Raw genomic sequence first — 26728 nt, 5'->3', positions numbered from 1 at the left:
GTCTTCAGCCTCCTGAACCGGCGCGGTTGGCGCGGATGAGCAGCCACAGCAGGACGGGGGCGCCGAGCACCCCGGTGACGATCCCGACCGGGAGTTCCGTGTCCGGGACGATCTTGCGTGCGGCGAGGTCGGACACGAGCACCATCACGGCACCGGTGAGCCCCGCCGCGACGGGTGGCGGGAACGGGGTGCCGGCCAGGCGCTGGGCGACCTGGGGTGCGGCGAGCGCCACGAACGCGATGGGTCCGGCGGTCGCCGTGCCGAAGGCGACGAGCCCGACCGCGATGAGCAGGACGGCGACCCGGACGGTGTGGACCCGGGTGCCGAGGCCCTTGGCGACGTCGTCCCCGAGTTGCAGGACGCGGATCTGGCGGCCGAGCAGGACCGCCGGGGGCACGAGCACGGCCAGGGTGACGGCGAGCGGGCCGATCTGGTCCCAGGTGCGGCCGTTGAGGTTGCCGACGAGCCAGCCGAGGGCGGCCTGCGCCTGGAAGCGCTGGCCGCGGGCCAGGAGGTAGTCCGTGAAGCTGGTGCAGATCCAGGCGACACCGATGCCGACGAGGACGATGCGGTAGCCGGTGGTGCCGCGTTTCCAGGCCAGGAGGTAGACCAGCAGTCCTGCGGTCGACGCGCCCAGCAGGCCCAGGGCCTGGGTGCCGAGGCCGCCGTCCCAGCCGAGGACGATGCCGGCGACGACCACCGCGCCCGCGCCCTGGGTGATGCCGATCATGTCGGGGCTGGCGAGCGGGTTGAGCGTCACGGTCTGGAGCAGGGCCCCGGAGATGCCGAACGCGATGCCGACGAGCAGCCCGGCCAGGGCGCGCGGCAGCCGCAGTTCGTGGACGATCAGCTCGGTGCCGGGATCTCCCGTGCCCGCGAGGGCCTTCAGCACGTCGGTGAGCGGGAGGTCGATGTCCCCGACCGAGGTCTCCACGGCGAACGCCAGGAACGCGGCGGCCGCGAGCAGCAGGGAGACGCCCAGCAGCCTGGGCCGTACGACACCGGACACGGGCGGCACGGGAAGCCGGAAGGCGAGACGGTCGGCCGTGCGGCGTCGGCCGGCCGTCTCCGCGACGCCCTTCGCGGGCGGCACGGGCACGAGATCGGTCGTCATCGGCTCACCACTCCATGGGTCTGGTCTTCGTGGGGCGTCGTCACCACGGTTTCGTAGGCGGGGAGTTGGCGAAGGGAGGTGTCGGCGATCGCGGCTCGCCGAGGCGGGAGGTCGGTGATCGCGGCGGGGCCCTCTCTTCGTAGGGCCCCGGGCGCCGTTCGGACGCGGGGGCCGGTCGGGGCCGGTGCCCGAACCCCGGAGGGCAGGCGTGTGTCCACCCGGGGCTCATGACTCCGTCGACGAGACGTCATGTCACAGCTCCGCGAGGCGTCGGCGGCGGACCAGGGCGATGAAGAAGGGGCCGCCGAGGAAGGCGACGAGGATGCCCGCCTGGATCTCGGTGGGGCGGGCGATCAGGCGGCCGGCGATGTCGGCGGCCAGCAGCAGGCAGGGGGCGAGGACGGCCGACAGGGGGAGCAGCCAGCGGTGGTCCGGGCCGAGGCCGGCCAGTTGGGCGAGGACGCGGGCGATGTGCGGGACGACCAGGCCGACGAAGACCACGGGCCCGATGACGGCGACCGCTCCGCCGGTGAGGAGGGTGACGGCGAGGACCCCCTGGACGCGGACCAGGCCGAGCTTGAGGCCGAGCGACTTCGCCACGTCGTCGCCGAGGGCGAGGCTGTTGAGGGCCGGGGCGCAGGCGAGGGCGAGGAGCGCGCCGACGGCCAGGAACGGCAGGACGCGCAGCAGGACCCCCTCGTCCTGGTCGGCGAGCGAGCCCGCGCTCCAGAACCGGTACCGGTTGAGGGCGTCCGGGTCGGTGAGCGCGATGGCGCTGGTCAGCGAGAACAGCAGGGAGGTCACCGCGACCCCGGCCAGGGCGAGTTTGACCGGCGTGGAGCCGGACCGGCCGAGCCCGCCCAGCAGGTACACCAGGACGCTGGCGGCGAACGCGCCGCCGAAGGCGAACCAGATGTAGCCGTAGACCGAGGAGATGCCGAGCACGCCGACCGAGAGGACGACCGCGAAAGCGGCGCCCGCGCTGACGCCGAGGATGCCGGGGTCGGCGAGCGGATTGCGGGTCAGCGCCTGCATCAGCGCGCCCGAGAGACCGAGGGCGGCGCCGGTGGCGAGCCCGAGGACGGTGCGTGGCAGGCGTACGGACCAGATGACGCTGTCGACACGGGAGTCGGGGGCGTCACCGAGCAGGGTGTGCCACACCTGGTCGAGGGGGACGCCGAGCGCGCCGAACGCCATCGACAGGGCGCACAGGGTGAGCAGGGCCAGGGCCGAGAGTGTCAGCAGCAGTGCCGCGCGGGGGCCTTTCGCCGCCCGGACCGTAGAGGTCCCCACGTCTTCAACTTTCTTTGATGAGGCTTGCCTTAACTGTAGGGCGAGTGCGGGTCGAACTGTAGATCCCTCATGGATTGCCGTCCCGACCTCTGGGCATCACTAGGAGCACGCTGTGAATTAGGTAACCCTTACCTTAGTATGTCGGCGACCCGGCTCAGAACCGGGCCCCGACCTGGTGGGAAGGCTCACTGCTGTGTGCGGTACCGAGGAAGTCCTGGCCTATTGGCGGCGGCTGCTGACATCGCTGCCGCTCGAGATCTCGCTGCCCGCCGATCGGCCTCACCCGCCACAGCCTCTGCTCGAACGCGACACGCGCGTGCTCGCGGACGTCCCGGACGCCCCCGACGCCGTACGTCTCGCCGCCTTCGTCGCCCTGCTGCACCGCTACACCGGGGCGACGGACCTGACCGTGGGCCACGACGGGCTCCCGCTGCGGGTGTCCGTCGACCACGCCCCCTCCTTCGCCGAGCTGGTGCGGCGGGTGACGCAGGCGCACGAGGAGGCGCAGACCCACCGGGTGCCGGTCGGGCTCCTGATCGAGGAGCTGCGGCCCCGGCCCACACGCGGCGGCGGGCTGTTCTTCAACACGGCCCTCGCCACGGCCGCCCGGCCCGCCACCGACCTGCCCGCCCCCGTCGACGTGCTGCTGGAGGTGGCCGAGGGCTCGGCACGGGCCGCGTACCACCCCGGCATCTTCGACGCCACCACGATCGACCGCCTCCTCGGCCACTACCGCACGCTCCTCGCCGACGCGTTGGACCGGCCGGAGACCCCGGTCGCCCGGCTGGAGCTGATGAGCCCCGAGGAGTACCGCCAGGTCGTCCTCGACTGGAACGACACCACGCACACGGTGCCGGCGGACACCTGGCCCGCGATGTTCGCCGAACAGGTGCGGCAGCGGCCGGACGCCGTGGCGCTGGTCTTCGAAGGCGAGGAACTCACCTACGCCGAGCTGGACTCGCGCGCCAACCGCCTCGCGCACGCGCTGCTCGCGCGGGGCGCCGGCCCGGAGCGGATCGTCGCCCTGGCCCTGCCGCGCTCCGCCGAGCTGATCGTGGCGGAGGTGGCCGTCCTGAAGTCGGGCGCCGCCTATCTGCCGATCGACCACGACTACCCGGCGGACCGCATCGCGTACATGCTGGGCGACGCGCGGCCCGTCTGCATGGTGACCACCGGGGAGACCGCACGGGACCTGCCCGGCCCGGCCGACGGCATGACCGTCCTGGAGCTGGACTCCCCCGCCGTCGCTGCCGAGTTGGCCGAGCGGCCCGCCCACGATCCCACCGAGGCGGACCGCGGAGGGCCGCTCACGGTCCTGAACGCCGCCTACGTGATCTACACCTCGGGCTCGACCGGCCGCCCCAAGGGCGTCGCCCTCGCGCACTCCGGTGTGGCGAAGCTGGTGGCCACGCAGAGCGAGCGGTTCGGCATCGGCCCGCACAGCCGGGTGCTGCAGTTCGCCTCGCCGAGCTTCGACGTCGCCTTCTGGGACCTGTGCCTCGGACTGCTGTCCGGCGGCCGGCTCGTCGTCGTCCCGGCGGAACTGCGGGTGCCCGGCGCCCCGCTCGCCGACTACGCGCACACGCACGGCATCACGTTCATGATCCTGCCGCCCGCGCTGCTCGCCGCCCTGCCCGACGACGTCCATCTCCCCCCGGCCGCCACGCTGCTGGCGGGCACCGAGCGCGTCTCGCCCGAGCTGGTGGGACGGTTCGCGCGCGGACGGATGATGTTCAACGCGTACGGTCCGACCGAGGCCACCACCAACTCCACGCTCGGACTGTGCGATCCGGACATCCCGGCCGGGGCGATCGTCCCCATCGGCGTGCCCGACCCGGGGACCCGGGCGTACGTCCTGGACGCCTACCTGCGGCCGGCGCCCGCCGGCGTCACGGGCGAGCTGTACCTCGGCGGCGCGGGTCTGGCCCGGGGCTATCTCGGGCGGCCGGACCTGACCGCCGAGCGGTTCGTCGCCGACCCGTTCGGGGAGCCCGGCGAGCGGCTCTACCGCACCGGTGACCTGGTCCGCCGAAGGGCCGACGGACGACTGGAGTTCCTCGGGCGCGCCGACTCCCAGGTGAAGATCCGCGGGTTCCGGATCGAGCCGGGCGAGATCGAGTCGGTGCTGCGCGGCCACCCGGCCGTCGACCAGGTCACGGTGGTCGTCCGCGAGGACCGGCCCGGCGACCGCCGCCTGGCCGCCTATGTCGTCCCCGCCCTCGACGCGCCGCGCGACGCGGACCCGGACACGCGGGTCGAGGAGTGGAAGGAACTGCACGAACTCCTGTACGGGGCGGCCGGTTCCGAGGACGCGGGCGACGCGCGGGACGCGGCGCCGGCGGACGATCCCGGCACGGATCCCGCCGGTTCCGCTCTGCGGGAGAACTACGCCGGCTGGAACAGCATGTACGACGGCACGCCGATCCCCGTCGAGGAGATGCGGGAGTGGCGGGCGGCGACCGTCGAGCGCATCCGCGGACTCGGCCCGGCCCGGCGGGTGCTGGAGATCGGCGTCGGCAGCGGCCTGATCCTGTCCCGGATCGCACCCGACTGCGAGGCGTACTGGGGCACCGACCTCTCGGCGCGTGCCGTCGCGGCCCTGCGCGCCCAGGTCGACACCGATCCGGAACTGGCTGCGAAGGTCGAGCTGCGGGCCCAGCCCGCCCACGACACCACCGGTCTTCCCACCGGGTACTTCGACACGGTCGTCATCAACTCCGTCGCCCAGTACTTCCCCGGCGGCGACTATCTCGCCGACGTACTGCGCCAGGTGGCGGGCCTGCTGGCCCCCGGCGGCCGGATCTTCGTCGGCGACGTCCGCAACCTGCGGCTGCTGCGCACCCTGCGCGCGGCCGTGGAGACCCGGCGGGCGACCGGCGCCGAGGGCGAGAACGAGGACAAGAGCGCGCTGCGGACGGCCGTCGAGCGGTCCGTGCGCTGGGAGGGCGAACTCCTCCTCGACCCGGACTTCTTCGCCGCTCTCGACGGCTTCGATGCGGAGATCCGGATCAAGCGGGCCACGCACCACAACGAACTGAGCCGGTACCGGTACGACGTCGTGCTGCGCCCGGGAACTCCGGCGGCGGCCCGGGAGCTGCCGCAGACCGACTGGGCGGCCGTCGGCGGACTCGCCGGACTCGGTGAGCTGCTGGCCGGGCGGCCGATCGGGATACGCCTCGCCGGTGTGCCCAACGCGCGCCTCGCGGACGACCTGGCGGACCTGCGGCGGCTGGACGGCAGCAGCAGGGAGGCGGCCTCGGGGGTCGATCCGGAGGACGTGCACGCGCTGGCGGCGGAGCACGGCTACCGGGCCGCGCTCACCTGGAACGGCAGCGCCGACGACGGCGCGTTCGACGCCGTGTTCGTCCTCGACGGGCCCTTCGGGCCGCTGTACCGGACGGCCGGCGCGCATCCGCACGCCAACCGGCCGGCGCCCTTCCGTGACGTAGCCGCCCTCATGCGGACCCTGCGCGGTCACGCCGCCGAGTGGCTGCCCGACTACATGGTCCCCTCGGCCTTCGTCCCGCTGCACGCCCTGCCGGTCACCCCCAGCGGCAAGATCGACGCGAGGGCGCTGCCGGCCCCGGACCACGCCGCCATGAGCGCCGGCCGCGCCCCGCGCACCCCCCGCGAGAAGCTGTTGTGCGCGCTGTACGCGGAGGTGCTCGGGCTGGAGGCCGTGACGGCCGAGGACGACTTCCTCGCACTCGGCGGCGACAGCATCAGTGCCATCCAACTCCTCATCCGCGCACGGGAGTCGGGCCTGAGGCTCACCACCCGTGACGTGTTCCGGCACCGCACGGTCGAGGCGCTGGCCGAGGCCGCCGTCGAGCGGGTCACCGAACACACCGCCGACGCACCGCTCGTGCAGGTCGACGACACCGAACTCGCCGAGATCCAGGGCACGCGCCCGCTGCCGGTCGAGGAACTGCTGCCGCTCACCCCGCTCCAGCAGGGTTTCTTCTTCCACTCCCTGACCGGCGGCGCCGACGGGGACACCTATGTCGTCCAGCAGGTCCTGGACCTCGCCGGGCCCGTCGACGGCACGGTGCTGCGCCGGGCCGCGCAGGGCCTGCTGAACCGGCACGCGCCGCTGCGGGCCGCGTTCCGGCAGCGCCCGGATGGTACCCCGGTGCAGATCATCACGCGGGACGCCGAGCTTCCGTGGCGGGAGGTCGACCTGTCGGCGCAGGACGGCGCGGTCCGCGAGGCGCTCGGCGACGCGGTGGCAGCCGACGAGCGGGCCCGGGGCTTCGACCTGGCCGCGCCGCCCCTGCTGCGCTGCGCCCTGGTCCGCCTCGGCGAGGAACGCAGCCGCCTCGTGCTGACGTTCCATCACATCGTGTCCGACGGCTGGTCGTTGCCGGTGCTGCACCGCGAACTGATGGCGTTCTACGGCACCGACGCGCCCCCGCTTGCCGATGTCGCCCCCTACCGGGGCTTCCTGCGCCGCCTCGCCGCGCAGGACCGCGACGCGGCCCGTGGCGCCTGGCTCGACGCGCTCGCCGGGCTGGAGGAGCCGACGCGGCTGGTCGGCACCCCGGCCGACACGGCTCCCGTGCGACCGGAGCACGTACGGGTGGAGCTGTCCGAGCGGACCACCGCGCGGCTCGCCGAGCGGGCCCGGGAGCGCGGGGTCACCCTCGGCACGGTCGTCCAGGGCGCCTGGGGTCTGCTGCTCGGCAGACTGACCGGCCGCGACGACGTCGTGTTCGGCACCACGGTCTCCGGTCGCGACGGCGAGGTCGAGGGCATCGCGTCCATGGTGGGCCTGTTCATCAACACCCTGCCGACCCGCTTCCGTTGGACCTCCCGGGAGTCCCTGGGGGCGCTGCTCGTCCGGCTCCAGGAGGAGCAGGCCCGGCTGCTGGACCACCAGCATCTCGGTCTCGCCGAGATCCAGCGGCTCACCGGGCACGCGGGCTCCGGGGAACTCTTCGACACCCTGGTGGTGTTCGAGAACTACCCCGCCGAGACCGACCTCCAGGACGCCTCGGGCACCGTGCGCATCACCGGCGACGCCTTCCACGACGCCGTGCACTACCCCCTCGCCCTCGTCGTGAAGCCCGGCCGACGGCTCGACCTGCGGCTCAAGCACCACGCGGAGCGTCTCGACGGGGACACCGTGCGCGCGCTGGGCGACCGTCTGGCCCGTGTCCTGGAGGCCATCGCCGAGGCACCGGACCGCGCGGCCGCCTCCGTCGAACTCCTCTCCCCCGACGAGGCCCTGCGCGCCCACCCCGCCGGCGAGGAGCGCCTCGTCGCGGAACACACCCTGGCGGAGGGCTTCGCGGCGCAGGTCGCCAGGACGCCCGACGCGACGGCCGTCGTCTTCGAGGGCGAGCGGCTGAGCTACGCCGAACTCGACGCCCGAGCAGAGAAGTTGGCCGTACGGCTGCGCGGTCGGGGCGCCCGGCCGGGCACCTTCGTGGCGGTCGCCGTGCCGCGTTCGGCGGAGCTGATGGTGGCGCTGCTGGGCGTGCTGAAGTCGGGCGCCGCCTATCTGCCGGTGGACCTGGACTATCCGGCGGACCGGGTGACCCACATGCTCACCGACTCGGGCGCCACGACCGTCATCACGCTGTCGGCCACGGCCGGCTGGCTGCCCGAGCGGGCTCCTGCCGTGCTGCTGCTCGACGTCCCCGACCACGAACCGCCCGCCGGGCAGCCTCCGGTCCCCGCACGCCCCGACGACCCCGCCTACCTCATCTACACCTCCGGCTCGACCGGCCTGCCCAAGGGCGTCGTCGTCACCCACCGCGCCGTCGTGAACCGGCTCGCCTGGACGCAGGGCGAGTACGGGCTCGGGGCCGACGACCGGGTGCTGCAGAAGACGCCGTCCAGCTTCGACGTGTCCGTGTGGGAGTTCTTCTGGCCGCTCCTCGCGGGCGCGACCGTGGTGCTCGCCCGCCCGGACGGCCACCGCGACCCCGCCTACCTGGCGGGACTCGTCCGCGAACAGGCCGTGACGACCCTGCACTTCGTGCCGTCGATGCTGGAGGCCTTCCTCCGGCACGACGAGGTCACCGCCGACCCCACCTGGTCCGCGTCCCTGCGCCGTGTGCTGAGCAGCGGCGAGGCGCTCCCGATCGCCGCCGCGAGCCGCTGGCACGCGCTCACCGGCGTTCCGCTGCACAACCTGTACGGGCCGACCGAGGCGGCCGTGGACGTCACGTACCACCCGTACGCCCCCGACGAGGACCGGGGCGCCGCGGTGCCCATCGGGCGCCCCGTGTGGAACACCGGCCTGCGGGTCCTGGACGCCTGTCTGCGGCCCGCCCCCGACGGCGTCCCGGGTGAGCTGTACCTGACCGGCGTCCAGCTCGCGCGCGGCTACCACGCCCGCCCGGCGCTGACCGCCGAGCGCTTCACCGCCGACCCGTACGGACCGCCCGGCAGCCGGATGTACCGCACCGGTGACCTGGTCCGGCGGCGCGCGGACGGGGTGATCGAGTACCTGGGCCGCACGGACCGGCAGGTCAAGCTGCGCGGCAACCGGATCGAACTCGGCGAGATCGAGGCGGCCCTCGTCCGGCTGCCGGAGGTCGCGCAGGCCGCCGTGACGGTACGCGAGGACGCGCTGGTCGCCTACGTCGTCCCGTTCGGAGGCACCACCACAGGCACCACCGCAGGCACCACCGACGCGAGCGGCCTCCGCGAGGCCCTGGCCGACGCGCTCCCCGCCCCCATGGTTCCGGGTGCCTGGGTGCTCCTCGACACCCTGCCGCTCACCCCGAGCGGCAAGCTGGACCGGGCCGCGCTGCCCGCCCCGCAGGCCGTACGCGGTACCGTCACCCGCGCCCCGGGCAACCCCCGGGAGCAGGTGCTCGTCGAGATCTTCGCGGCCGTGCTGAAGCTCTCCGATGTCGGCGTCGACGACGACTTCTTCCTGCTGGGCGGCGACAGCATCAGCTCGATCGCCGTGTCCAGCCGGGCCCGCCGCGCGGGGCTGGTGATCGGCCCGCGCGAGGTGTTCGAGCACCGCACCCCGGCGGCGCTCGCGGCGACGGCCGCCCTCGACGAGACGACCGCGGACGGCACCCCCGCGGCGTCCGCGTTCGCGCTGACCGAGGAGGAGCGGGAGCGCGTCGAGCGGCTCGCGCCGGGCCGGATCGAGGACGTGTGGCCCCTCGCCCCGCTCCAGGAGGGCCTGTTCTTCCACTCGAACTTCGACGACAGCTCCCTGGACGTCTACACGGTCCACGAGTCCTTCGACTTCGCCGACCGCGTGGACGCCGAGCGGCTGTCGGCGGCCGTGCGCACCCTGCTGGCCCGCAACCCCAGCCTGCGGGCCGGGTTCACCAGCGAAGGGCTGCGCCGGCCGGTGCAGTTCATCGTGCGGGACGCCGCCGACCCGCTGACCGAGGTGGATCTCACCGGGCTCCCGGCCGCCGAACAGGACCGCAGGATGCGGGAGTTGCTGGACGACTCACGCGCCCGGCGCTTCGACCTCACCCGCCCCCTGCTCTTGCGGATGCTGCTGGTACGGCTCGGCGAGGAGCGCGGCGACCGGCTGGTCGTCGGCCGTCATCTGATCCTGTGGGACGGCTGGTCGGCCTGGCTGTTCCTGGAGCAGCTGTTCGCGCTGTACGAGAGCGGCGGCGACCCGGCGGGCCTCGCCCGCCCCGGCTCCTACCGCGACTACCTGACCTGGCTGGAACGGCAGGACGACACCGAGGCCACCCGGGCGTGGCGGGCGGCCCTGTCCGGTTTCGAGGAGCCCACGCTGCTGGTGCCGGCCGCCGAGGACCGGGGGCGGGAGCCCGTGATCCCGGAGCAGTTGGACGCGGTCCTGGACGTGACGGTCGCGGAGCGGCTGCGGGACACCGCACGCACCCACGGTCTGACCCTCAACACCGTGCTCAACGCGGCCTGGGGACTGGTCCTGGCCGGCGCCACGGGCCGTACCGACATCGCGTTCGGTACCACGGTCGCCGGGCGGCCCAGCGAGGTGCCGGACGTCGAGAACGTCATCGGCATGTTCCTCAACACCGTGCCCGCGCGCATCGCCTTCGACCCGCGCGAGCCGGTCCTCGCTCTGCTGCGCCGCATCCAGGGCGAGCGGCTGGAGGTCATGCCGTACGAGCACATGGGCCTCGGTGTGCTCCAGGCCGAGTCGGGTCATCGGCGCCTGTTCGACACACTGTTCGTGCTGCGCAACGCCGACACCGACGAGCGGCTGGCCGAACTGCGCGAACGGCACGGTGCGACGGCCGTGGCCAACGTGGACGCCACGCACTACCCGGCGAACCTGGTCGTCACGCCCGGCGACCGCGTGCGGGCCACCCTCGCCTACCGGCCCGACCTGCTGGACGGCGCCTACGCGCAGAGCCTGTTGGACCGCTTCGTGCTGCTGGTCGGCCGTCTGGTGGCCGACCCGCACGCGCCTGTCGGCTCGCTGGACTCCCTGCTGCCCGCCGAGGCCGTCGCACTCGCCCGCGAGGAGGCGGAGCAGCGGCAGCCCGTGCCGCACGAGACGGTGGCGGACATGCTGGCCGCGCAGGCCGCCCGGACCCCGGACGAGACCGCTCTCGTCTTCGGCGCGCAGAGCCTCACCTATGCCGAACTCGACGAGCGCTGCGACCGGATGGCCCGGCTGCTGCTCGCGCGGGGCGCCGGTCCCGAGAAGGTGATCGCGCTCGGGCTGCCGCGCTCGATCGACATGGTGGTGGCACTGTTCGCCGTACTGCGGACGGGGTCGGCGTATCTGCCGCTGGAGCTGGACCACCCGGCCGACCGGCTGTCGCTGATGCTGGCCGACGCCCGCCCGCTGCTCCTGCTGTCCACGGCGGGCGTGTCGGCGACGCTGACGGGCGACACACCCCGCGTGCTCCTCGACGACCCGGCGGTGACGGCCGAACTGGCGTCCTTCCCGGCCGGTCCGGTGTCGGTGTCCTTCAGCCTGGACCACCCGGCGTACGTGATCTACACCTCGGGGTCGACGGGCCGCCCCAAGGGCGTCGTCACGCCGTACCTCGGTCTGACGAACATGCAGCTCAACCACCAGAAGGAGATCTTCGCCCCGGCGATCGCGTCGGCGGGCGGACGGCGGCTGCGCATCGCGCACACGGTGTCGTTCGCGTTCGACATGTCCTGGGAGGAGCTGCTGTGGCTCGTCGAGGGGCACGAGGTGCACGTCTGCGACGAGGAGCTGCGGCGGGACGCGACCGCGCTGGTGGCGTACTGCGAGGAACACCGCGTCGACGTCGTCAACGTGACCCCGACCTACGCCCATCTCCTGCTGGAGGAGGGCCTGTTGGAGGGCCACCGGCCGCCGCTGGTGCTGCTCGGCGGCGAGGCCGTCACCGAGACGGTGTGGAACACGCTGCGGGACACGGAAGGGACGTACGGTTACAACCTGTACGGCCCGACCGAGTACACGATCAACACGCTCGGCGGTGGCACCGAGGACAGCGCCACCCCGACCGTCGGCAAGCCCATCCGCGCCACCCGGGCCCGCGTCCTCGACACCTGGCTGAGGCCGGTGCTGGACGGTGTGGCCGGTGAGCTGTACACCGCGGGCGTCGGTCTGGCGCGCGGTTATCTCGACCGGCCCGGCCTGACCGCCGAGCGCTTCGTGGCCGACCCGCACGGGCGGCCGGGCGAGCGGATGTACCGCACCGGTGACCTCGTACGCCGCCGCCCGGACGGCAATCTGGACTTCCTCGGCCGTACCGACGACCAGGTCAAGATCCGGGGCTACCGGGTGGAGCTGGGTGAGATCGAGACCGCGCTCGTCCAGCACCCCGAGGTGTCCCGGGCAGCCGTCGTCGCCCGCGACGACCTCCATGCCCCCGGCACCAAGCGCCTGGTCGGCTACGTCGTCCCGGCCGAACCGGACGCCGAGGCACGCGAGTCGGCCGAGCGGGAGCAGATCGGTGAGTGGCGGGAGATCTACTCCGCCGAGTACACCGAGATCGGCACCGCCCTGTTCACCGAGGACTTCGCAGGCTGGGACAGCTCCTACGACGGCTCCCCCATCCCGGTGGAGCACATGCGGGAGTGGCGTGAGGCCACCGTGGAGCGCATCCGCGAACTGGGCCCCCGCCGCATCCTGGAGATCGGCGTCGGCTCGGGCCTGCTGCTGTCGAAGCTCGCCCCGGACGCCGAGGCGTACTGGGCCACCGACTTCGCCGCGCCCGTGATCCGCAAGCTCACCGAGGGCGTGAGGAGCGACCCCGCGCTGGCCGGGAAGGTCGAACTGCGCTGCCAGCCCGCCGAGGTGACCGACGGCCTGCCCACCGGTTACTTCGACACGGTCGTCATCAACTCCGTCGTCCAGTACTTCCCGAGCCTGGACCACCTCCACCAGGTCGTCCGGGGCGCTCTGGACCTGCTCGCGCCCGGCGGTGCCCTGTTCCTCGGCGACATCCGGGACCTGCGGCAGGCTCGGGTCTTCCAGGCCGGCATCCAGGCCGCCCGCGCCGACGCGCACACGGAGCCGGAGAGTCTGCGCCGGGCCGTGGAGCGGGGCCTCGCGCTGGAGAAGGAACTCCTCGTCGACCCGGACTGGTTCACCACCCTCGGTGTCGGCGTCGACCTGCGGACCAAGGCGGGCCGCCACCACAACGAGCTGACCCGCTACCGGTACGACGTGGTGCTGTACGAGGGGGACGCCGGGCTCTGCCTGGACGGCGTCCCGGCCGTCGTCTGGACCGGACGGGACGCGCTCCTCGCCCGCCTCGACGGCACGACGCCGCTGCGGGTGCGGGGTGTCCCGGACGCCCGCACGGCCGGTGACCTGGCCGGGCTGCGTGCCCTGGACACCGGCCGGCCGACGGCCGTCGCGGCGACGGGCGTGGAACCGGAGGACCTGCGGGAGACCGCCGAGGCGCGCGGCTACCGGCTGCTCACCACCTGGTCCGCCGAGCCGGGTTCCTACGAGGCCGTCTTCGTGTCCGGCAATCTGGACCCCGGCGCCGACACCGCGCGCACGGCGGGCCTGTACCGGCCGCGCGCCGACCGGGGCGACGACGCCCCGTACGCCAACACCCCGGCCGCCGGGCGCGGTCACACCGCGCTCGTCAGGCGGCTCCGCGACGACCTCGGACAACGGCTGCCCGGCTACATGGTGCCCGCCGCCTTCGTGGTCCTGCCCGGGCTGCCGATGAACGACAACGGCAAGCTCGACGTCCGCGCCCTGCCGGACGCCGAGCCCGCGGTCGCCCTGTCGGCCGGGCGCGGCCCGCGCACCCCCGTCGAGGAGGTGCTGTGCCGCCTCTTCGCCGAGGTGCTGGGCCTGCCCCGCACCGGAGCGGAGGACAACTTCTTCGACCTGGGCGGTCATTCGCTGCTCGCGACCCGGCTGATCAGCCGCGCCCGCACCGAGCTGGGCGCCGAACTGGCCATCCGCGACCTGTTCGAGGCACCGACGCCGGAGACGCTGGCGCTGCGGGCGGCCTCCGGGCAGCCGGCCCGGCCCGCGCTGGAGCCGGCCGCCGAACGGCCCGCCCGTATCCCGCTGTCGGCCGCCCAGCGCCGGCTGTGGCTCGTGGAGCGGATCACCGGCGACGGTGTCGCGTACAACTTCCCGCTCGTGTTCCGGCTTCGCGGCGCACTCGACCTCGGTGCCCTGCGCGCCGCCCTGCGTGATGTGACGGACCGTCACGAAACCTTGCGGACGCGGTTCGTGGAGGCGGACGGTGAGCCGTACCAGTGGATCGCGGCGCCCGGTGAGGCCGAGCCCGCGTTCCTGTTCTCCGAAGGCACCGAGGCAGGACTCGCGGGGTGGATCGAGGAGGCCCAGCGCCGCCCGTTCGACCTGGGCCGCGATCTCCCGGTGCGGGCCGAGGTGCTGCGGCTGGCCGACGACGACCACGTGGTGGCCGTCGTCCTGCACCACATCACCACCGACGAGTGGTCCGACCGTCCCTTCCTCGCCGACCTGCACCGCGCGTACGCGGCCCGCGCCGCGGGCGGGAGGCCCCAGTGGGCTCCGCTGCCGGTGCAGTACGCCGACCACACCCTCTGGCAGGAGCGGCTGCTCGCCGAGGTGGAGGAGGGACAGCTCGCCTACTGGAAGCAGGCTTTGAGCGGGCTCCCGGAGGAGATCCCGCTGCCTCTGGACCGGCCGGGGGCGGCCCGCGCCACCGGCCGCGGGGCGGTCGTCCGCGCCACGCTCCCGGGCACCACCGGGGACGCGCTGCGCGACCTCGCCGGCACCCACCAGGTCAGTATGTTCATGCTGTTCCAGGCCGCCACGGCGGCGCTGCTGCACCGGCTGGGCGCCGGGGACGACATCCCGCTCGGCGCGCCCATCGCGGGCCGCACCGACAGCGCGGTGGACGATCTGGTCGGCTTCTTCGTCAACACGCTGGTGCTGCGCACCGATCTGTCCGGCACCCCCTCCTTCGAGGGGCTCCTCGGCCGGGTGCGGGAGGTGGCCCTGGCCGCGTTCGAGCACCAGGACGTGCCGTTCGACCGGGTCGTCGAGGCCGTCAACCCGGTCCGGAGCGCCGACCGCAACCCGCTCTTCCAGGTCATGCTCGGCTACCACCACCGGCCCGACGGCGACCCGGACCTCTTCGGGCTGCCCACCGAGTGGTTCGACATGGACAACGGCATGGCGAAGTTCGACCTGGACTTCACCTTCGTCGACCACGGCCCCGGCCAGGACATGGCCCTGCTGCTGGAGTACGCCACCGATCTCACCGACGAGGAGACCGCCGCCGGGCTCGCCGAGCGGCTGCTGCGGCTGCTGGAGCGGGTCGTCGCGGAGCCGTCCCGGCCGCTGCGCTCCCTCGACGTCCTCACCGACGCGGAGGAGACGGCCGTCGCGGGCGTCTGGAACGACACCGCCCGGCCCCTGGAGACCCGGTCCGTCCCGGAGATCCTCGACGACGTCGTCCGCGCCCGGCCCGACGCGCCCGCCCTCGTCACGGGGGCGTCCCGGCTCACCTTCCGGGAGCTGGGCGAGCGGGTGGACGCGGTCGCGCGGCTGCTCCTGCGCCGGGGCGCCGCCGCCGAACGCGTGGTGGGGCTCGCCCTGCCCCGGCACCTGATGGTCCCGGCGCTCCTCGGCGTGCTGAAGTCCGGCGCCGCCTATCTGCCGCTCGACCCCGAACATCCCGCCGAACGGCTGGAGTTCATGCTCCGCGACGCGGCCCCGCTGTGCGTGCTCACCACGGCGGAGCTGGCGGCGAAGCTGCCGCCGGGGTGCCCGGTCGTCCTGATCGACGACCGGATCCCGGACGTGGAGGAGGCGCCGACGGCCCTGCCGCCCGCCCCCGCCGGCTCCGCCTATCTCATCTTCACCTCCGGTTCCACCGGTGCTCCCAAGGGCGTCGTCGGCACCCACCGCGGCCTGAGCAACTTCTTCGCCGCCCACCGCGACGACCTGATCCGGCCCGCCGAGCGGTCCCTCGGCCGCGACCGGCTGAGGGCCGTGCACGCGGCCTCGTTCAGCTTCGACGGTTCCTGGGAGCCGCTGATCTGGCTGCTCGCCGGCCACGAACTGCACGTCACCGACGAGGCCGTGATGGCCGACCCGGCCGCCCTGCTCACCTACCTCGGCCGGGAGGACATCGACTTCCTCGACGTCACCCCGACCTACCTGCGCGAGCTGATCCACCACGGCTTCCTGGAGCCCGGCGCCCACCTCCCCGGTGTGATCGCGGTGGGCGGCGAGGCGACCCCGGCCCCGCTCTGGGAGCGCCTGTGCGCCCTGCCCGGCACCCAGGTCCACGACCTGTACGGACCCACAGAGAGCGCGGTCGACGCCTACGGCTGGCACGACGACAGCGCCGGCCGCTGGGCCGCGCCCCTGGACAACATCCGCGCCCACGTCCTGGACGAGCTGCTGCGGCCCGTCCCCGTGGGTGTCACCGGTGAGCTGTACCTCGCCGGCGAGGGCCTGGCGCGGGGTTACCTCAACCGACCGGGACTGACCGCCGAGCGGTTCACGGCGGACCCGTTCGGCGCGCCCGGCACCCGGATGTACCGCACCGGCGACCTCGTACGACGCCGCCGCGACGGCTCCCTGGAGTTCCTGGGCCGCGCCGACGGACAGGTCAAGCTGCGCGGCTTCCGCATCGAACTCGGGGAGATCGAGGCGCTGCTCGCCGGCCACCCCGACGTGGCCACGGCCGCCGTGGTGGTCCGCGAGGACACCCCGGGCGTGCGCAGGCTCGTCGCCTACGTCCTCCCGGCCGCCGGGCGCGTCCCGGACCCGGCGGAGCTGCGCGGCCACACGGGCGGCGCCCTGCCCGCGCACATGGTGCCGTCCGCCTTCGTCACGGTCGCGGCCCTGCCGCGCACGGTCGCGGGCAAGCTCGACGAGAAGGCGCTCCCCGCGCCCGACCTCGCCGCGCCCCTCTCCGGCCGCAAGCCCCGCACCCCGCGCGAGGACCTGCTGTGCGAGGCGTTCGCCGCCGTCCTGGCCGTGCCCGAGATGGGCGTCGACGACGACTTCTTCGCGCTCGGCGGCCACTCGCTGCTCGCGATGCGCCTGACCGCGCGCGTCCGGACGGCGCTCGGCGTCGAGGTGTCGCTGCGCACCGTCTTCGACGCGCCGACTCCCGCCCGGCTGGCCCGGCACCTCGCCGACACCGCCGACGCCACGGGCACCACCCGACCGGCCCTGACGGTCCGGGCGCGTCCCGAGCGGCTGCCGCTGTCCTCCGCCCAGCAGCGCCTGTGGGTGCTCTACCAGGTGGAGGGCCCCAGCGCGACGTACAACATCCCCTCGGCCTGGCGGCTGACGGGCGCGCTGGACGTGGCGGCGCTGCGGGCCGCCGTGCACGACGTGGTCGTCCGGCACGAGACACTGCGCACGGTCTTCCCCGACGACGAGGGCCGGGCCCACCAGGTGGTGCTGACGCCCGAGCAGGTCCGCGTCCCGTTCGAGGTCGTCGACACCGACGACGAACTGCTGCCGGACCTGCTCGCGGAGGCCGGTGCGTACGGCTTCGCGCTGGACCGTGAACTCCCGTTGCGGGTACAGGTGTTCCGTACCGGCGAGGAGGACTGGACCGTCCTGCTGCTGCTGCACCACATCGCCGGGGACGAGTGGTCGGAGGGACCGCTCCACCGGGACCTCGCGCTCGCCTACGCCGCCCGCACGGCCGGACACGCCCCCGAGTGGGAGCCGCTGCCGGTGCAGTACGCCGACTACACGCTGTGGCAGCGGGAGGTCCTGGGCGACGAGAGGGACGGGGACAGCCTCGCCGCCCGCCAGCTCGCCTACTGGAAGCAGGCCCTGGCCGGACTGCCGGAGGAGCTGGCACTGCCCGTGGACCGGGCCCGCCCGCTGGAGGCGACCTACCGCGGCGGCTCCGCCGACCTGTCGCTGGACGCCGAACTCGCCGCCGCCCTGCACGCGTTGGCCCGCGACAACGGGGTCAGTGTGTTCATGGTGCTCCAGGCGGCCGTGGCCACCCTTCTCTCGCGGCTCGGTGCGGGGCACGACATCCCGATCGGCAGCCCGATCTCCGGGCGCACCGACGCCGGGCTGGACGACCTGGTCGGGTTCTTCCTCAACACGCTGGTGCTGCGCACCGACACCTCCGGCGACCCGACGTTCCGGGAACTGCTCGGCCGGGTCAGGGAGGCCGACCTGGCCGCGTTCGACCACCAGGACGTGCCCTTCGAGCGGCTGGTGGAGGTGGTCAACCCGGCCCGGTCGCTCGCCCGGCACCCGCTGTTCCAGGTGATGGTCGTGTACCTGGCGTCGGGCGGCGACGACACCGGACTGCCCGGACTGGACACCCGCCGCGACGACGTGGCGCAGACGACCGCCAAGTTCGACCTGTCCTTCGACTTCGTCGAACGCGGCGACGGCAGCGGGGTGGACGGCGTACTGGAGTACAGCGCCGACCTGTTCGACCACGCCACCGCGCAGTCGTTCGCGGACCGGCTGCTGCGCGTCCTGCGGGCCGTGACCGCCGACCCGGACACGGCGCTCACCCGCGTCGACATCCTCGGCGCGGACGAGCGGGCCCGTCTGGTCGGCGGCTGGCACAGCAGGCCCGCGGCCGGCGCGCCGACCACGGTGCCCGCGCTGTTCGAGGAGCGGGTGCGCCTCCACGGTGACCTGCCCGCCGCCGCGTCCGACGGGGTGGAACTGACGTTCGCCGAACTCAACGCGGCCGCCAACCGGCTGGCGCGGCTGCTGGTGGAGGCGGGCGCCGGCCCGGAACGGTTCGTGGCGCTCGCGCTGCCCCGCACCGCGCACTTCCTCACGGCCGTCCTCGCGGTCCACAAGGCGGGCGCCGGCTATCTGCCGCTCGACCCGGACGCCCCGGTCGAGCGCACCGCCGGCGTCCTCGCCGACGCCGGACCGGTCCTCACCCTGACCACCCGCGCCCTGGCGGCCACGCTGCCGCCCGGCACGACGCCCCTGCTGCTGGACGACCCCGGCACCCGGGACCGCCTCGCGGCCCAGGACCCCGCCGACCTCACCGACGCCGACCGCGACGCCCCGCTGACGCCACGGCACCCGGCGTACGTCATCTACACCTCGGGCTCCACCGGCCGCCCCAAGGGCGTCGTGATCACCCACGAGACCCTCGGCACCCTGTTCCACAGTCACCGCGAGACGCTCCACGCGCCCGCGATCGAGGCGGCCGGGCGGCGGCATCTGCGGGTCGGCCACGCCTGGTCGTTCTTCTTCGACGCCTCCTGGCAGCCGCAGTTGTGGCTGCTGGACGGGCACTGCGTCCATGTGCTGTCCGAAGAGGTCCGCCGCGATCCCGAACTGGTCACCGAGGCCGTGCTCCGGCACCGCTTCGACTTCCTGGAGGTCACGCCGTCGTTCCTCACGCAGATGGCCGACAGCGGTCTGCTGCGGGGCGGCGACTGCCCGCTCGCGGTGGTCGGCGTGGGCGGCGAGGCCGTCCCCGTCGCCCTGTGGAAGCGGCTGGCCGAGCTGCCCGGCACCGAGGCGTTCAACCTGTACGGGCCGACCGAGTCGACCGTGGACGCCCTCGTGGGACGCGTCCGCGACAGCGAACGCCCGCTCGTGGGACGGCCGGTGGCCGGCACCCGGGCGTACGTCCTCGACGACCGCCTGCAGCCGCTGCCACCCGCTGTCCCCGGCGAGCTGTACCTCGCGGGCGGCGGTCTCGCCCGCGGCTACCTGGGCGGCCCCGCCCTGACGGCCGAGCGGTTCGTCGCCGACCCGTTCGGTCCCGCCGGGTCCCGGCTGTACCGCACGGGCGACCTGGCCCGCTGGACCGCCGACGGCCGGATCGACTACCTGGGCCGCGCCGACGACCAGGTCAAGATCCGCGGGTTCCGTATCGAGCCCGCCGAGATCGAGGCGGCGCTCACCTCCCATACGGAGGTCGGACAGGCCCTGGTGACCGTCCACCAGGACGGCCCGCGCAAGCTGCTCGTGGCCTACGTCGTACCGGCCCCGGACACCGCGCCCGACCCGGCACGGCTGCGCGCCCATGTCGGCGGCCTCCTCCCGGACCACATGGTCCCGGCGGCCGTCGTCGCCCTGGAGCGGTTCCCGCAGCTGGCCAACGGCAAGGTGGACCGGTCCGCGCTGCCCGCGCCCGACTTCTCCGCCCTGTCCTTGGGACGGGCGCCCGCGACCCCCATGGAGGAGCTGCTGTGCACGGTCTTCGCGGAGGTGCTGGGGCTCGAACAGGTCGGTGTGGACGACGACTTCTTCGCCCTGGGCGGTGACAGCATCGTCGCCATGCAGCTCGTGGGCCGGGCCCGCGCGGCCGGTCTGCGGATCAGCCCGAGGCTGGTGTTCCGGCACCGCACGGTGGCCGCGCTCGGTACCGTCGCGGAGGCGGCCGAGGTCGGCGCGCCGCGCCCGGCGGACGACGGCACCGGCAGCGTGCCGCTCACCCCGGTCATGCACTGGCTGCGCGAACTGGGCGGCCCCTTCGCCGCCTACCACCAGGCGGCCCTGGTCCGCACCCCGGCGGAGCTGGACCTGCCCGGTCTGACGACCGTGCTCCAGGCGCTCGCCGACCGCCACGACCTGCTCCGCGCCGCCCTGGTCCGGCCCTCCCGCGAGGACACCGAGAACTGGTCGCTGCACGTGCCGCCCGTCGGCGCGGTCGACGCGGCCGGCTGGATCGACCGGGTCGACGTCTCCGGTCTGGACGCCGCCGCGCTCGGCGAGACCGTACGGCGGCACACCACCGCGGCACGGACCTCGCTCGACCCGGACGCCGGGATCATGGTCAGGGCCGTGTGGTTCGACGCGGGCGACGCGCCCGGCCGGCTGCTGCTGATGGGCCACCACCTCGTCGTGGACGGGGTGTCCTGGCGGGTGCTGCTGCCCGACCTCGAAGCGGCCTGGCGGGACGTCTCGGCCGGCCGGCCCGTCGGCCTGCTGCCCGTCGAGACGTCGTTCGCCCGCTGGTCCCGGCTGCTCAGCGACCTCGCCCAGGCACCGGAACGGGAGGCCGAACTGCCCGTGTGGGAGGCGATCCTCGACGGCGGCGCGGAGTCGCTGCCGCTCACCCGGGAGCGCGATCCCGACCGCGACACCACCGCCACCCAGCGCGAGGTCGTGCTCCGGCTGCCCGCCGAGCACACCGGACCGCTGCTGTCGGCCGTGCCCGCCGCGTTCGGCGCCGCCGTCAACGACGTGCTGCTCACCGGACTCGCCCTCGCCTTCGCCGACCGGCGGCGGCGCGAGAGCGGCACGGACACCTCGGTGCTGGTCGACCTCGAAGGCCACGGCCGCGAGGAGGAGCTGGGCGGCGACGGCGTCGACCTCTCCCGTACGGTCGGCTGGTTCACCAGCGTCCACCCGGTCCGTCTCGACGCGGGCCCGGCCGACCCCGCCGACGCCTTCGCCGGCGGTCCGGCCGCCGAGGAGGCCGTACGGCGGGTGCGCGGGCATCTGGCGGCGCTGCCCGCCAACGGCGTCGGGTACGGGCTGCTGCGGCACCTCAACCCCCGTACCCGTGAGGTGCTGGCGGCCCACGAGCCGCCGCGCGTGGAGTTCAACTACCTGGGCCGGTTCGGCATCCCGGAGGAGACGGACTGGTCGTACGCGCCGGAGGAGGACGCGGCGGACATCGGGTCGGAGGGCTCGATGCGGGAGGGCCACGCGCTGGAGATCAACGTGGTGACCGAGGACCGGGCGGACGGGCCCGTGCTGGCCGCGCACTGGTCGTACCTGGAAGGACTGCTGCCGCGCGACACGGTCCAGGATCTCGCCGAGACCTGGTTCCGGGCCCTGAAGGGGCTCGTCGCGTGGGCGGAGCGGAACCCGAAGTGAGTAAGCACCCGAAGCGAGAAAGAGGAATGCGATGAGCAATCCGTTCGAGGACCCCGCGGGCACCTACCTGGTGCTGGTCAACGACGAGAACCAGCACAGCCTGTGGCCGGACTTCGTGGAGGTGCCGGCCGGCTGGCGGGTGGTGCACGGACCCGACTCGCGGCAGTCCTGCCTGGACCACGTCGAGACCCACTGGACCGACATGCGGCCGCGGAGCCTGGCCGAGTCGATGGACGGCTGACACGAGGGACACGGAAGGGGGGCCGGTCGGCGACCGGCCCCCCTTCCCGTACCTTCCGCCGCGTCAGGACGCGGGCTGCTCCACCTCGGTGTCCGTCTTGCCGTCGACGGCCGCCGCCAGCTGCGGGGCCAGCCGCTCGACCACGTAGGGCAGGCTGAGGACGGAGACGAAGGACGTGGCGTTGCCGTAGTCGCTGCTCTCGTTCACGAAGACCTCGCGGCCCTCCTTCACGACCCCCAGGTCCTTGTACGAGGCGTCCTTGTGCAGCTTCGCGGCGTCCTTGGCCGGGTCGCCGACGATCCACACGATGACGTCCTGGTCCAGCAGGTCGGTGCGCTCCTTGCTGATGTTCGCCCCGAACCGGTCGCCGATCGCCTTGTCCAGGTCCGCCGGCAGGGAGAAGCCGAGGCCGGTCAGGAGCCGTGAGCGGGCGTCCTCGCTGCCGAAGACGAACATGCCCTCGTACGGGGTGGCCATGACGGCCGTCGCGCCCTTGAACGCCGGGTACTCGTCGGCGGCGGCCTTGATCTTCGCCTCGGTGTCGGCGACCGCCTCGGTGGCCTCCTTCTCCTTGCCGAGCGCCTTGCCGATCGTCTCGGTCTGCTCCTGCCACGGCACGCCGTAGTCGTTGTACGCCTTCGGCTGGGCGACCACGGGCGCGAACTTGGACAGCGACTCGTACTGGTCCTTGGTGAGTCCGCCGTACACCGCGAGGATCAGATCGGGCTTGAGGGCGGCGATCTTCTCCACCTGCGGGCCGGTGCCCGTGTCCTTGAGGACGGTCGGGGCCTTCGCGGAACCGAGCCCGTCCTCGGCCCAGGGGCCGATGGCGCCCTTGTAGCCGCCGAGCCACTCGGTGGTGCCGACGGGGACCTTGCCGAGGGCGAGGACCGCGTCCTGGTCGGTGAGGCCGACGGTGACGATCCGCTCGGGCTCGGACTCGATGGTCGTACTGCCGTACTTGTGGTCGATGGAGACCGGGAAGGCGGACCCGCCGGAGGACGTGCTCGCCTCCGCGCCGGTGCCCGAGGTGTCGGAGTCCGAATCGCCGCCACCGCACGCGGTGGCGAGGAGCAGGGTGGCGGAGGCGAGCACGACGGCGAGCCGTGGCGCTCTGCGGGAGCGGAACATCAGAGGTCCTTCGGTTCGGGGTTCTGCGGAGCGGTACGTGTGGGGGTCTCGGAGGCCGGCCGGGGGCCGGTGTCGCGGGCGTCGGACCAGGCCGACCAGAGGGCGGCGTAGGGGCCCCGCGCGGCGTGGAGTTCGTCGTGGGTGCCGCTCTCGACCACCCGGCCGGCCTCCATGACGACGACCCGGTCGGCGGTGGCGGCCTGGCTGAGGCGGTGGGCGACGATCAGCGCGGTCCGGCCGTCCACCGCGCGGGCGACCGCCTTCTCCAGCGTGCGCGCGCCGGCGCTGCCTGCCTCGGCGGTGGCCTCGTCGAGGATCACCAGCGGCGGGTCGGCGAGGATCAGCCGGGCCAGGGCGAGGGCCTGGGTCCGTTCGCCGCTGAGCCGGTGGCCGCCGTCGCCGACGACCGTGGCGAGCCCGTCGGGCAGCGCCTCGGCCCAGGCGAGGGCGTCGACGCGGTCGAGGGCGGCACGCAGTTCGTCGTCGCCGGCGTCGGGTTTGGCGAGCCGCAGGTCGTCGGCGAGAGGGCCCGCGAAGACATGGGTCTCCTGGGTGATCAGGGCGATCGTGCGGGAGGCCGCGGAGCCGAGTTCGGTGGGTGGGATGCCGCCGACCAGGACGCTGCCGGTGGTGGGGGGCTGGATGCCCGCGACGAGCTTGGCCAGGGTGGTCTTGCCGGCTCCGCTGGCGCCGACGAGGGCCACGCGTTCGCCGTGGCGGATGGTCAGGTCGATGTCGTGCAGGACGGGGTGGCCGGGCCGGTAGGCGTGGCCGAGACCGCGGACGGTGACGTCGGCGCCGCCGGTCCGCACGGTGTGCGCCGGCGCCGGGGGCACGGGCTCGTCGGTGACGCCGACGAGCCGGGCGAGGCCCGCCGTGGCCGACTGGGCGTCGTCGAGGAGGGCCAGAGCCGCGTTGACGGGGCCGAAGAGGTTGTGGAAGTACAGGGCCGCGGCGGTCGCCGTACCGATGCTGGCCGAGCCGTCGCGGACCAGCCAGTAGCCGGTGACCAGGACGGCGGCGAGACCGATGTACTCGGCGATGTGCAGTCGGCTGTAGAAGCCGAGGACGAGCCGTACGCCCCGCATCGTCAGCGCCACCACGGACAAGGAGCGTTCGGTGACCCGCTCGGTGTGCTCGCGGTCCAGCCGGAACGCCCGCACGGTGGAGCTGCCGCCGAGGGTGTCCAGCATCTGCTGTTGTTGGGCGCCGGCGGCCACCCGCTGCTCTGCGTAGAGCGGGATGGCGCGGCTGACGTACCAGCGTGCGGTGGCCGCCTGGACGGGGACCGCGAGCAGCGCGGCCAGCAGGAACCGCCAGTCGAGCAGGGCCATGGCGCCGAGGGTGAGGACGATGGTGAGCAGGGACCCGCCCAGCGCGGGCAGCGCGTTGCGGACGGCGTCGGCGATGAGGGAGACGTCGGCGGTGACCCGGGCGGTCAGGTCGCCGGCGCCGGCCTTCTCGACGCGCTCCAGCGGGAGCGCGAGGGCCCGTTCGACGAAGCGTTCGCGCAGCCGGGCCAGGGTCGTCTCGCCCAGCCGGGCGATCTGCGACAGCCCGAACCCGACGGTGACGCCCTGGACCACGGCGACGGCCACCAGGAGAGTGGCCGTGACCGTGATGGCGTCGGCGGACCCGCGGTCGGCGGCCAGGTCGACGATCCGGCCCAGCAGGGGCTGGACGAGCAGGCCGACGGCGGTGGAGGCGAGCATGACGGTGAAGGCGGACAGCGCCAGTCGCCGTTGCGGGCGCAGCAGTTCGGCGACGGCGGCGCGGGTGCGGGCGGGTGTGGCGACGGGCAGCAGTTCGGGTCCGGTGCGGTCGTCGTCGCGGGGAGAGGCTTCGACGTCGTCGGATGGCTCGGTCATGTGAGTACCGCCGTACGGTAGTCGGCGCACGCGTGGACGAGGCGCTCGTGGTGGCCGGTCGCGGTGATCCGGCCGTCGCGGAGGAGGACCGCGCGGTCGGTGACGGCGAGCAGGGCCGGGCTGTTGGTCACCAGGAGCGTGGTGCGTGCGCCGCGGACGTCCCTGATCCCGGCGGCGATCCGGGACTCGGTGACGGCGTCGACGGCGGTCGCGGGCTCGTGCACGACGAGGACGGGCGCGTCGGCGGCCAGGGCGCGGGCCAGGGCGACGCGCTGACGCTGGCCGCCGGAGAGCGAACGGCCGCGTGCGGTGACGGGCGTGTCCACGCCGTGGGGCAGCGCGCGGGCGACCTCGTCGGTGCCGGAGGCCACCATCACGGCGGTGACGCGGGGTGAGTCGGCGGTGGCCCGCGCCGAAGGAAGCGTCGCCGGTGCGGCCGGTGCGGGGGCGCCGACCGCCGCCGTGATGTTGTCGAGGACCGTCCCCTCGAACAGGTCCGCGTCGTGCTCGGCGACGAGGATCGCCGCGCGTACGTCGGCCAGGCCCAGCGAGGACAGTGCCGTGCCGTCGAGTTCCACGGCGCCCTCGACGGGGTCGACGCGGCGGCCGAGGACGCGGAGCAGGGCGGCGGCGTCGGCGGGGTCGGTGGTGGCGATGCCGACGATCTCGCCGGGGGCGATGTCGAGGTCGAGGCCGCGCAGGGTGCCGTACGTGAGGGCGCGCAGCGTCAGCCGTCCCTCGACGCCGTCCGCGGGGAGGCCGTCGGCGGAGGGGGCGTCGGACACGTCACCGGGGGCTTCGAGCACCTCCGCGATCCGGGCGGCGGAGGCGCGGCCCTGGGCCAGTTCGGCGTTGACCCAGGCGAATTCGCCGAGCGGGCCGACGAGGAACAGGGCGAGCCCGACGGAGGAGACGAGTTCGCCGAGGCCGATGTCACCGCGCGCGGCGAGGCGTCCGCCGACGAGGGCGACCAGGGCGATGAAGGCGCCGGTGAGGATGGTGACGACACCGTTCTGCCAGGCCTCGGCGCGGGCGGCGCGCAGGGTCGCGGCGAGGGAGTCCTGGCTGACACGCCGGTAACGGGAGACAGCCGCCCGCTCGGCTCCGATGCCTTTGAGGACGCGCAGTCCGGCCACCAGGTCGGCGGCGACGCCGGAGGCCTGCGCGGCACGTTCCTGTTCGGTCTCGCTGCGCCGTTCCAGGGGCTTGCTCAGCAGATGTCCCAGCCACAGCAGCAGCGGGGTGCCGAGGAGGACGAGCAGTCCCAGGGCGAGGGAGACCCGCAGCAGCGCGACCGCGCCGACCACGAGACCCGCGGTGGCCGCGAAGGCGACAATGAGGGCCATGGCGACGGCACCGACGCGTTTGGCGTCCTCGGTGGCGATGTTCGTCAGCTCGCCCGGCAGCCGCCCCTCCTCGGCACCGCCCTCGGAGGCCAGGACGCGGCCGACGAGTTCGGTCCTGAGGTGGTGGGCGGCCGTGACGGCGGCGCGCTCACCCGCCCTCGCGCTGAAGCGGAAGCTGAAGGAGAGTCCGACGTACACGACGGCGAGAACGGCGAGCCACAGCAACAGTCCGGGGACGTCGCCGTCCACGACTCCGCGCTCGATGGCCAGTCCGATGAGCACCGGCACCAGGGCCTCGCCCGTCTGGTGGCCCATCCCGAGGACCGCGCCCACCAGGACATCCCGACGCTGTCCGCCGACCGCGCGCCACAGGACGTTCCGTCCCGGCGGGTCCGCCTTCCTCACGTGCCCCTCCGGACCGGTTTCGCCTACACAGAAGAAGTACAAGAAACTTAGGTAAGGCTAACTACATGTGCCTTCCCGTGACCAGCCCCGAGACGTCTTCGAGACCTGAACGCGCTTCCCCGAGGCCCGTGCGTCATC

General features: G+C 73.9%; 7 protein-coding genes. 2 read left to right on the top strand and 5 right to left on the bottom strand.

Annotated elements, in window-relative coordinates:
- Window positions 1–4 precede the first annotated feature (4 nt).
- Window positions 5–1114 carry a FecCD family ABC transporter permease gene (locus STRBO_RS0120575; RefSeq protein WP_005474298.1) on the bottom strand — a complete coding sequence of 370 codons (1110 nt, stop codon included), beginning with the start codon at window positions 1112–1114 and terminating at the stop codon, window positions 5–7.
- Between the two features lie 252 nt (window positions 1115–1366).
- Window positions 1367–2407 (bottom strand): FecCD family ABC transporter permease, encoded by a 1041-nt coding sequence (locus tag STRBO_RS0120570; RefSeq protein ID WP_005474300.1) that lies wholly within the window; start codon window positions 2405–2407, stop codon window positions 1367–1369.
- Between the two features lie 193 nt (window positions 2408–2600).
- On the opposite strand from STRBO_RS0120570, the gene STRBO_RS0120565 reads away from it, so the two are divergent.
- Together STRBO_RS0120565 and STRBO_RS0120560 are read left to right on the top strand one after the other, a co-directional pair.
- Window positions 2601–21599 (top strand): non-ribosomal peptide synthetase, encoded by an 18999-nt coding sequence (locus tag STRBO_RS0120565; RefSeq protein ID WP_005474301.1) that lies wholly within the window; start codon window positions 2601–2603, stop codon window positions 21597–21599.
- A 31-nt stretch (window positions 21600–21630) separates the two neighbouring features.
- The gene (locus STRBO_RS0120560; RefSeq protein WP_005474303.1) at window positions 21631–21840 is read left to right on the top strand and encodes an MbtH family protein; all 210 of its coding nucleotides are present in this window, start codon (window positions 21631–21633) and stop codon (window positions 21838–21840) included.
- Window positions 21841–21903: 63 nt separating this feature from the next.
- On the opposite strand, the gene STRBO_RS0120555 is transcribed toward STRBO_RS0120560, so the two are convergent.
- The 3 genes from STRBO_RS0120555 to STRBO_RS0120545 are packed head-to-tail and all read right to left on the bottom strand — an operon-like array spanning window position 21904 to window position 26590.
- Entirely contained in the window at window positions 21904–22971 is a 1068-nt protein-coding gene (locus STRBO_RS0120555) for an iron-siderophore ABC transporter substrate-binding protein (protein WP_005474305.1), read from the bottom strand.
- Window positions 22971–24839, bottom strand: coding sequence for an ABC transporter ATP-binding protein (locus tag STRBO_RS0120550; RefSeq protein ID WP_005474307.1), 1869 nt, complete (start codon window positions 24837–24839; stop codon window positions 22971–22973). The genes STRBO_RS0120555 and STRBO_RS0120550 overlap by 1 nt, the downstream gene beginning before the upstream one ends.
- Window positions 24836–26590: an ABC transporter transmembrane domain-containing protein gene (locus STRBO_RS0120545; protein ID WP_020114698.1), complete on the bottom strand. Its 1755-nt coding sequence runs from the start codon at window positions 26588–26590 to the stop codon at window positions 24836–24838. Before STRBO_RS0120545 ends, STRBO_RS0120550 begins: the two co-directional genes overlap by 4 nt.
- Window positions 26591–26728: the final 138 nt, after the last annotated feature.

Source organism: Streptomyces bottropensis ATCC 25435 (assembly GCF_000383595.1).
Taxonomy (GTDB): Bacteria; Actinomycetota; Actinomycetes; order Streptomycetales; family Streptomycetaceae; genus Streptomyces; species Streptomyces bottropensis.
This window is presented reverse-complemented; position numbering and strand designations above follow the sequence as displayed.

Excerpts from the sequence above, each read along its gene's own strand:
- STRBO_RS0120575 (WP_005474298.1), bottom strand. The coding sequence starts at position 1,114 with ATGACGACCGATCTCGTGCCCGTGCCGCCCGCGAAGGGCGTCGCGGAG.
- STRBO_RS0120560 (WP_005474303.1), top strand. The coding sequence starts at position 21,631 with ATGAGCAATCCGTTCGAGGACCCCGCGGGCACCTACCTGGTGCTGGTC.
- STRBO_RS0120555 (WP_005474305.1), bottom strand. The coding sequence starts at position 22,971 with ATGTTCCGCTCCCGCAGAGCGCCACGGCTCGCCGTCGTGCTCGCCTCC.
- STRBO_RS0120550 (WP_005474307.1), bottom strand. The coding sequence starts at position 24,839 with ATGACCGAGCCATCCGACGACGTCGAAGCCTCTCCCCGCGACGACGAC.